We start from the raw sequence: 2,077 nt of genomic DNA, 5'->3' as shown, positions 1-2,077 counted from the left end.
GTTGGAACTCGGACCGCTGATCCACACCGCCTGGACGGCGGGCCTCGCCACGCCAGTGACCATCTTCGGTCCGCCTGGCACCGGCCACTACTGGCAGCGCTTCTGCCAGGCGATGGATTTCGACATCGAAATCCGCATCGTCGACGAAGGCCGGCCGGATATCAGGGATCTGGTCTCGGTCGAGGAGTTCGGCGAGGGACTGGTTGTGGAGGAGGGTGGGCTGAAGGTGACGGCGCTGCGCGTCGACCATCCGCCGGTGACCGACTGCTTTGCGCTGCGTATCGAGCATGGCGGCAGGAGCATCGTGTTCTCCGCCGACACGGCCTTCTTCCCGCCGCTGGCCGACTTCGCCAAAGGCGCCGATATCCTCGTCCATGAAGCCATGCTGGAGGAAGGGATCGAGCGGCTGGTGGCGAAGACCGGCAACGGCGCGCGGCTGCGCGAACATCTGCTCGCCAGCCATAGTTTCGCCGAGGAGGCCGGCCGCATCGCCAGCGATGCCGGTGTCAACAGATTGGTGTTGAACCACCTCATTCCGGCCGACCATGCCGCGATCGGCGAGGCCGACTGGATCGCCGCCGTCAGGAAAACTTGGGCCGGCGACTTGACGATCGCCCGCGACGGCCTTGTTGTGGGGTTAGAGCATGATCCCGAAAAGTGGGACCCGGTTTTCGGAAAAGATCATGCGACAGACAAAGACCAAAGCGGCGAACAAGCCGCGCAAGGAGAGGAAACCGCATGAAGCTTGCCACATTGAAGAACGGGACCCGCGACGGAAAGCTGGTCGTCGTCTCGCGCGATTTGACGCGGTTCACCGACGCCTCCTTCCTGGTGCCGACGCTGCAAGCCGCGCTCGACGACTGGCGGCGGATTTCGCCGCACCTCGCGGCAATGGCGGAATCGCTGGAGAACAATGCGGTGCCTTCGGCGCGCTTCCACGAGCATGACGCGCATTCGCCGCTGCCGCGCGCCTATCAGTGGGCCGACGGCTCGGCCTATGTGAACCATGTCGAACTGGTGCGCAAAGCGCGCGGCGCCGAAATGCCGGCAAGTTTTTGGACCGATCCGCTGATCTACCAGGGCGGCTCGGACAGCTTCATTCCGCCGCGCGATCCGATCCGCATGGCCGACGAGGCCTTCGGCATCGACATGGAGGCGGAAGTCGCCGTCATCGTCGACGACGTGCCGATGGGCGCCGGCCCCGACCAGGCGCGGGACGCGATCCGGCTGGTCATGCTGGTCAACGACGTGACACTGCGCGCCATCACCGGCCCCGAGCTTGCCAAGGGTTTTGGCTTCTTCCAGTCGAAACCGTCCTCTGCCTTCTCGCCCGTCGCGGTGACGCCGGATGAGTTGGGCGACGCCTGGGACGGCGGCAAGGTCAGCCTGCCGCTGCTGGCCGATCTCAACGGCAAGCCGTTCGGCCGTGCGGACGCAGGGGTCGACATGATCTTCGATTTCCCGGCGCTGATCGCGCATGCCGCGAGGACGCGGCCGCTCGCCGCCGGCGCCATCATCGGTTCGGGCACCGTCTCCAACAAGCTGGACGGCGGGCCGGGCAAGCCTGTCTCGGCCGGCGGCGCCGGCTATTCCTGCATCGCCGAACTGCGCATGATCGAAACCATCGAGAGGGGCGAGCCCAAGACGCCATTCCTGCATTTCGGCGACACGGTGCGCATCGAGATGAAGGACAAGGCCGGCCATTCGATCTTCGGCGCCATCGAGCAGAAGGTCGAGAAATACGCGGGGTGAGGGGATGCCAGGCGAAGCCGTCTATTTGCTGTTTGGCGTGTGGGCGCTGGCCATTCTGGTGGTCTTCATCCAGGCGATCCGCCTGAGCTACCGCATCGAGGCGCGCTCGCCTGATCTCACCAACCGCAGCGGCTTGCCGCGCAACGCGATGATGTTCCACACCATCACCAATCTCAGCGTCGCGCGGGACGAGGAAACACAAGGCCTGCGGCGAAAAATGATCCGGCTGCTGCTGATCGTTGTCGGCGGCTTCCTGGTTCTGGCGGTCGGCATCGGCCTTGTCGACAGGACGCCATGACGCTGCTTGATCACCTGCGCCGCATGG

The 2,077-nt window shown here is 65.1% G+C and carries 3 protein-coding genes; all 3 read left to right on the top strand.

Going from position 1 to position 2,077, the window contains the following annotated elements; genetic code table 11:
- Positions 1–742: MBL fold metallo-hydrolase (locus EOA33_RS33450; RefSeq protein WP_127407565.1), on the top strand; the 742-nt coding region annotated here is incomplete at its 5' end.
- Positions 739–1,752: a fumarylacetoacetate hydrolase family protein gene (locus tag EOA33_RS33445; RefSeq protein WP_127407564.1), complete on the top strand. Its 1,014-nt coding sequence runs from the start codon at positions 739–741 to the stop codon at positions 1,750–1,752. The genes EOA33_RS33450 and EOA33_RS33445, both read left to right, overlap by 4 nt.
- Positions 1,753–1,756: 4 nt before the next feature.
- Positions 1,757–2,050 carry a hypothetical protein gene (locus EOA33_RS33440; RefSeq protein ID WP_127407563.1) on the top strand — a complete coding sequence of 98 codons (294 nt, stop codon included), beginning with the start codon at positions 1,757–1,759 and terminating at the stop codon, positions 2,048–2,050.
- The last annotated feature ends 27 nt before the right edge of the window (positions 2,051–2,077 follow it).

Origin of the sequence: Mesorhizobium sp. M4A.F.Ca.ET.050.02.1.1, assembly GCF_003997725.1 — a bacterium.
GTDB lineage: Bacteria > Pseudomonadota > Alphaproteobacteria > Rhizobiales > Rhizobiaceae > Mesorhizobium.
The sequence above is the reverse complement of the archived record's forward strand: the minus strand, read 5'-3'. Positions and strand labels throughout refer to the sequence as shown.

Coding starts and splice junctions, on each gene's coding strand:
- EOA33_RS33440 (WP_127407563.1), top strand. CDS start 1,757: ATGCCAGGCGAAGCCGTCTATTTGCTGTTTGGCGTGTGGGCGCTGGCC.
- EOA33_RS33445 (WP_127407564.1), top strand. CDS start 739: ATGAAGCTTGCCACATTGAAGAACGGGACCCGCGACGGAAAGCTGGTC.